Genomic DNA, 6,711 nt, shown 5'->3' with positions numbered 1-6,711 from the left:
GGTCTGGAACCACCTGAATCCATCTCGAACTCAGAAGTGAAACAGACATGCGCCAATGATAGTGTGAGGTCTCCTCATGTGAAAGTAGGTCATCGCCAGGGTTTTATTAAAAGAGAAAAGCGGCCTTGTGCCGCTTTTTTTGTTTCTGTCATTCATGAAATTGACAAGGAAAACCTGGTTGTTTGCAACCAGGCTTTAGATTTACTTTTGATCTAAATATTTATCCTTCAAACGCACATAATGTTGTGCTGAGTATTCCAATTGTTCTAATTCGGTTGCTGTTAGTTTGCGAACCGCACGAGCTGGATTGCCTAGGTATAAATAACCGCTTTCCAGTATCTTCCCTGGCGAAACGACACTCCCTGCGGCAACCATGACATGATGCTGAATATGAACAGCATCTAAAATCAGTGCTCCCATGCCTATGAGGCAATAATCATCAATAGTACAGCCATGTAATACTGCCTGATGTCCTACTGTAATACCCTGACCTAAAATCAAAGGCTTCCCCCCGGAAGTATAAGGGCCATCATGGGTAACATGGAGAATAGCGCCGTCTTGAATACTACAGGCATTACCTATTTTTATGAAATTTACATCTCCACGTAAAACTGCCATTGGCCAAATAGAAACATCGTCTCCTAAGGTCACATCACCAATTACCGTTGATTGTGGGTCAATATAAACTTTACTGCCTTGAGCAGGGCTTTTACCCTGGAAATTACGAATAGAATAATTCATCTTATTACACCATAGTTACAAATTCTTCGGCACTTGTTGGATGAATAGCCACTGTATTATCGAAGTCCTTTTTACAGGCACCCATTTTTACTGCCACCCCAAAACCCTGTAACATTTCATCAGCACCTAAGCCGATTACATGTAAACCAACAATTCGTTCTTCCTTGCCTAGGGTCACTAGCTTCATTACGGTTGGAATTTTATCATCACTTGAAGCATAGTACATGGAGTTAAAACGTGTCTGATAGACTTTGATCTGCTCTTTACCGTATTTTTGTAGGGCAGCCTCTTCAGTTAGTCCTACAGTACCGACAGGTGGATGACTAAATACTACAGATGAAATGTAGTCATAATTTAAATGTGCGTCGGGGTGTTTACCAAATAGACGGTCAGAAAGTCTACGTCCGGCAGCAATAGCCACTGGAGTAAGGGCTGGTGCCTCAGTTACATCGCCAATGGCGTAAATTCCTGCTGTGCTGGTATTTTGGAATGCATCTACAGCCACTAAACCATGTTCATCAGTTTTAATCTCTACGGCATTTAAATTTAAGGTATGTGTACGAGGTTTTCTACCTACGGCCGCAATGATGACATCCAGATCGGAAAGTAGAGCACCGCTTTGGCAAGCTATGGCTTTTCTGCCGTCGGTATGTAAGGTAACTTCACAAGCGCGATGATTTTGATGGACATGAATGCCTTGTTGTTGCATTACTTCCAAAAGAGTGTCACCTAAAACGTGATCAAAACGACTTAGAGGTTTTTCTCCGCGCATCAGCAAATGGGTTTCAGAACCTAAGCCATTTAACACACCGGCCAGTTCTACGCCAATATAGCCACTACCAATGATGGCCACTTTTTCTGGTTGTTTGGTTAATGAAAAAAAACCATCTGAATCAATTACATGTTTCATGCCAGTGAACATGGGGATGACTGGTTCCCCACCGGTGGCAATAATGATATGGTTCGCATGGTAAATTTGCTCATCTACTACGACTGAATTTTTATCATGAAATGCACCATAACCATGAATTTGGGTAATGTTAAATTGTTCAAAACGTTTGCTATAACTTGCTCTTAGGCGGTCAATATAGGCATTACGTTTGTTAACTAAATCATTCCAATTCAATTTTACTGCCACGGGATCAAAGCCATAGTCTGGTGCACGATGCATTGCTTCGGCCATCATAGAGGCATTAAACATCATCTTTTTGGGGACACAGCCTACGTTGACGCAGGTACCACCTAAGTGATTGGGTTCAACTACGGCCACTTTAGCACCATGCTTGGCTGCTCGTACGGCACTTGCAATACCACCACTACCACCACCAATAACGATTAGATCAAATTGATTGTTGTTCATGATTAAATTTTCGGAAAATAAAATTATAGTAGCAGAGCAACAACTGAATTGCTAACTAACTGATAATTTATCGGATTTAAGGTTTCATCGCGGTATCCATATTTTGGGAGTTAGATCAAGGAGCTCCATGTTGGCTATGGTTTTTGATGATACAGTGCAATAAGTTCTTTGCTTGAGGAGCAACCTAATATTTGCATAAAAAATTTTTTGCGCCTTGCTCTCCTAATACCTCATTAACAGAAAGCCCAAAAAAATATTCTAAGCCTAAATCCGCATCGATATAGTTCCCACTGAGATTTTCGGCAATAGTTCTGGCTAATAAAGCTTTACCTGCTCCAGGATGACCGACAATAAATATTCGCGTAGATGAGTTCATGTTGTAGCACCAGTATATTTCTGTTTAATAAGTATACAGATCAGTCGTTTTGTTAATCAATACGTAGAAATACTATGAAAAGCTAAGAGCAGATGTATTTTTATGCGCGTAAAAAGATCTTTGTATATAATTAATGTACGGGTTGTTTTTTTGTTGAGGTTGTGATGAGTAAAAGAAAGAGAAATCGACAAAAAAGCCCTTACGAAAATCATAATAGGGAAGAGGTTAATAAGGAAGCAGAGGCTATATGTGACGGTAGCTATTTTCAAAAGGGCTATGATTTTGTTGGTCAAAGTATTAAGGGCTATTTAACTAAAGAGAGTTTAATCATTGCCGGAGGCGAAGCCTTTAATTACCTTATGTTAACTATTGATCCTTATCAAAAAGAGGTGAGTGACCTTGCTGCCGATGCCAGAAAATTAATGCATGATGGTTCCGCACTTGAATCAATTGCTCGAAGTAATGGAATTAAGGTCGACAATATTCCTGGCTATCATGTCTGTACTACCTACATCCTCAATTCCAAAATAGGATATTCGGAGGCAATTGATGAGTATTTAGGCTTGGATGTAATCCAAAATAATAATAAGCTGATGGGGCAAGTAATGACTGCCGCTGCAATCAATGTGGCTTCTCGTATTCCTGCAATGATATCGATTATGGGTCAGGGTATTACATCCGTTTTTCGTTCCTTTAGCTATGGAACGGATGTTCCTGCAAAAGCAGAACCAGGACCTTCGAAGACTTTTGAATACAATGTGGATGGGGCAGAAAAATTTAAGGATTTTAAAGATAAATACAGCGCACAAAAAAATGATGAGGAAGAGCTTTCGAATAATGTGGTTATGAAGCGCTCATCATCTAGTTGATGCGCTGTTGGGATATTTTTTGTGTATGTCATTATTGCGAATACAGCCTCCAGAGTATTACTGCTGAAAATTGAATATACCACACATATTTAGTCCTGAACTGATAATTTTTTCAATTCAGGACGGGTTCTTAGTTAACTACAAAGATTTTTTTGCAGTTGTTATCGGGTACATTAGGATTTTTTACCCCGTAAAATGCTCCTTTATCCAAATTCTCGCAGACTTGGTCTGGGCTTAATTGATCGAGGCATTCTGCCAATGTTCGATTTTGGCAATTAGGTAGAATAGGATCTGGCGCACTCAGAGCATGGTAGTGCTCATTATTCCATTCGTGCAAAGATCTGGTGTAGTAGGTGGTAAAGTCTTTGATTCGCAATTGAGGGTTAAGGCTAAATATTTTAAAGGCAGAGTAGTTATGGTGATTACGACTGATGCTTGGGGTAGCGTAATCATACAAATTAACCCCATTATCTAAGCGAATCCTGCGGAACTCTTCCATATGGGTATGCGAGCTAAGCAGCGTGATTTGCCCATATAGCTGATTGTATTTATTAATAATTTTTATGAATTCTTGTTCGTATTGTTCATGCCATATCGGCTCGCCCAGGTAAGAGCGTCCTGGAGGCTCATGCATCGCAATAAGTAATTGTTTTGCACTGTGATTTTTTAATTGCTCTTCTAACCAGGCCAATTGTATTTGTGCATCGGCTTCTTGGTTTTTGTATTTCGCGAAAAATCCATGTCTTAACCAAGATACTTTGGTCCATTGGGTTGCATTTAAGGCTAATAGGATGACTTCTCTGTTATTAGGAATAACGTAGCTGGAATAGTAGCCATCATGATACATATGGCTGTCGTCAATTATTAAATCTTTACAATGAGCGCAAGCTCCATCCCAATCTGTAGCATAGGTCAATGGGGAAATGTCATTAACTGCAAAAGGCTGATAGTTACCTTGAAGCGAATCATTATTTCCTGGAATATAAAACATAGGTTTTTGGGCTATATCACTGCGGTATAGGCTTTGAAAAACAATTTTTTCATATTCTGCTTTAGTAGAAGCAAAGAACAAGGCATGAGTAGGGATATCACCTAAAAAAAGAATAAAATTCACTCCAGGACTTAATTCTTTTATTTTATTTTCGGTAAGCTTAAGTAGCTCAGGTCCGGCATCTTGGCCATCACCTAGTGTATTATTATCGCCGTAATGGATATCGCTTACTGTTAAAAACTGTATTGGCGCGGCAAATGTGGAGGTTAACAGGAAAAAGGTGAGGAGTAGAATACGGATAGTCAGGCTCAATTTTTTCTCCAAAATAGCGGTATGAGGGTGTTATTTCACCCAACTATGAATTGCTGCAAGGTGAAAAACTCGCTCTTTTTTTCCAAAACGCGGACGTGCCACGTTTTTCCGCGGCCTCAGGGACCTTGCTAAAGTTTCTGGATCTTAGGCAAAGAACGAAGGTACCACAATGCCCTCATTATTATACACCCAAGTGCGATAAAAAGGCTATTCTTGTTCTATGTGGCTATTTATTAGGCTGATTCTTTGATTGTCCATACGCGCTCAGTTTGGTTGGTCGCATCTGTTGCCTGGACCCACAGCAAAGCAGGTTTAGCAGCAGGATTAATTGCCAGGGTTTTGGAGGACAACATCACCGCAAAAGGGTATTTTTGCACGACGGATTGCAAGGATGACCATACTTTATTGGCATCTGATTGATTATCCGTTACCACTAACTCATCGCCACGATAGATAATATTCACTGCTTGGTCACGTAGCGCGGTGCGTATTGCTGATTCTAAACGTCGCCATTTGGCTTGATGCACTTTTTGCCGTTCTATTTGATTCGGTCTTAATTGGAAATTAACTGGTTTATGTGCGGTCACCAGCTGGGGGGCATGATTTATGACGGGACTTAGCTTGAGAAAATAAGTACATAAAGCGTCTAATACCGGCCGGCCGGGACCGGAGGCTTTTCCTGGTTGTCTATTAACATACATGGCAAAGGCCAAGGTATGGCCATTAGCCGTATATAAATAACCTGACAGACTATTTATTCCCGTCATCGTGCCGGTTTTCGCGCGCACAAAACCTTGCTGCGTTGGCACACGGAATCGCTTTTGCAGGGTGCCATCACGACCAGAAACGGGTAGGGCCGCAATGTATTCATAAGCAAGCGGGAAGCGTTGATATAAAAACGTTAATAGCGAAATAGTTTGTTCAGGCGTAACCAAACTATAACGAGATAATCCCGAGCCATCGGTAAATACAGAACGACTAAAATCAATTCCAGTTTGTGTTTGTAAAAAGCTTTTGATAAGAGGCTCTGCTTCTTTCCAGTTGACGGGAGCACCATTGAGTTTTGTTGCTGCGTGTAAATATAAACTGTCCGCATATAAATTATCGGAGGGTTTGAGTGTATCGGCCATCAACTCCGATAAGGCTTTTGAACGTTGGTTGGCAATTAATAATGCCCCTTCAGGGGTTTTCCCTAACTCTACCTGGCCATTAAGTTGAATATTGACTTGGGTCAAATTACTTTGAATCATTCCTTGAGCATAGGCTAGAGGATTTTTTATGGCCATTCGCTGTTGCACAGCTCCTTGACCTACCCCTATACAGCCACGGGCAGTTAGATGATTGTCTTGATCTAATGAAAAGCCAACGCCACAACCTTCCGCACTGGCCCTAGTGGTGGCTTGATTATTAATGCTGATTGCTGCACCCCCATCGTTTGCCTCGACAATTGCTGGATCTCCGACTTTAGCTCCTGGGTTTACGGTAACCGTTAAGCGATTTGCATCAAGCACTACCGGAGCATTGGGAGCACCATAACTATAAGACAAATCCGTGCTTAACCATCCAGGAGGGTAAGTATCTACCTTGGCTAGATTGCTATCAATATAAACATTGCCTTGAATCTCGCGGATGTCCCAATCTTTTAACGTAGAAAGTAATTCTTTTAAATCATCACGAGAGAAGGAGGGATCGCCACTGAGCTTTAGATAAATATCACCATGCAATACACCTTGCTGTACTTTTCCAGAACCGATACTTAATTGGTTGGTAAAATGATAATCTGGGCCAAGGACCATTATGGCGGCGGCTTCAGAAAACAGTTTCATGTTGCTGGCTGGAATGTAAAAACGGTCTGCATTACGGCGGTATAAAGTTTCCCCTGAGGTTAAATCAATAACGACTATGCCAAGATTGACATTGGGGTTTACTCGCTTAATTAATGCGTCTACATCACTTTGTACACTGCCGCTTTGAGAGCCTGACGATAATGCCATCAAACACAAGCTAGTTAGCATCCGTTTTATCAATGTGGTTCCTTTTTTAGGATAATTGTTTTTATTAG

General features: G+C 40.9%; 6 protein-coding genes and 1 rRNA gene. 2 read left to right on the top strand and 5 right to left on the bottom strand.

The annotated features are described in order from the left end of the window. Nucleotides 1-101: ribosomal RNA gene (gene rrf / locus ACD661_RS07470) — 5S ribosomal RNA — on the top strand; the annotation flags it as partial. Between the two features lie 100 nt (nucleotides 102-201). Here the strand turns inward: rrf and ACD661_RS07465 are convergent. The 3 genes from ACD661_RS07465 to ACD661_RS07455 all read right to left on the bottom strand — a co-directional run bounded on the left by ACD661_RS07465 (nucleotide 202) and on the right by ACD661_RS07455 (nucleotide 2,477). Continuing rightward, nucleotides 202-741, bottom strand: coding sequence for a gamma carbonic anhydrase family protein (locus tag ACD661_RS07465; RefSeq protein ID WP_400187193.1), 540 nt, complete (start codon nucleotides 739-741; stop codon nucleotides 202-204). Between the two features lie 4 nt (nucleotides 742-745). Then, the gene (gene gorA, locus ACD661_RS07460) at nucleotides 746-2,101 is read right to left on the bottom strand and encodes a glutathione-disulfide reductase (protein ID WP_400187192.1); all 1,356 of its coding nucleotides are present in this window, start codon (nucleotides 2,099-2,101) and stop codon (nucleotides 746-748) included. Nucleotides 2,102-2,285: 184 nt separating this feature from the next. Beyond that, nucleotides 2,286-2,477, bottom strand: coding sequence for a shikimate kinase (locus tag ACD661_RS07455; protein ID WP_400187191.1), 192 nt, complete (start codon nucleotides 2,475-2,477; stop codon nucleotides 2,286-2,288). A gap of 164 nt (nucleotides 2,478-2,641) precedes the next feature. On the opposite strand from ACD661_RS07455, the gene ACD661_RS07450 reads away from it, so the two are divergent. Continuing rightward, nucleotides 2,642-3,346, top strand: a complete 705-nt coding sequence (locus ACD661_RS07450; RefSeq protein WP_400187190.1) for a hypothetical protein — start codon at nucleotides 2,642-2,644, stop codon at nucleotides 3,344-3,346. A gap of 130 nt (nucleotides 3,347-3,476) precedes the next feature. On the opposite strand, the gene ACD661_RS07445 is transcribed toward ACD661_RS07450, so the two are convergent. Together ACD661_RS07445 and dacB are read right to left on the bottom strand one after the other, a co-directional pair. Next, a complete protein-coding gene (locus ACD661_RS07445) occupies nucleotides 3,477-4,649 on the bottom strand; it encodes a metallophosphoesterase (protein WP_400187189.1) in 1,173 nt (390 codons plus the stop codon). Nucleotides 4,650-4,882: 233 nt separating this feature from the next. Further along, entirely contained in the window at nucleotides 4,883-6,673 is a 1,791-nt protein-coding gene (gene dacB, locus ACD661_RS07440; protein WP_400187248.1) for a D-alanyl-D-alanine carboxypeptidase/D-alanyl-D-alanine endopeptidase, read from the bottom strand. Nucleotides 6,674-6,711: the final 38 nt, after the last annotated feature.

The organism is Legionella lytica (assembly GCF_044626755.1).
Classification (GTDB): Bacteria; Pseudomonadota; Gammaproteobacteria; order Legionellales; family Legionellaceae; genus Legionella; species Legionella lytica_A.
The sequence above is the reverse complement of the archived record's forward strand: the minus strand, read 5'-3'. Positions and strand labels throughout refer to the sequence as shown.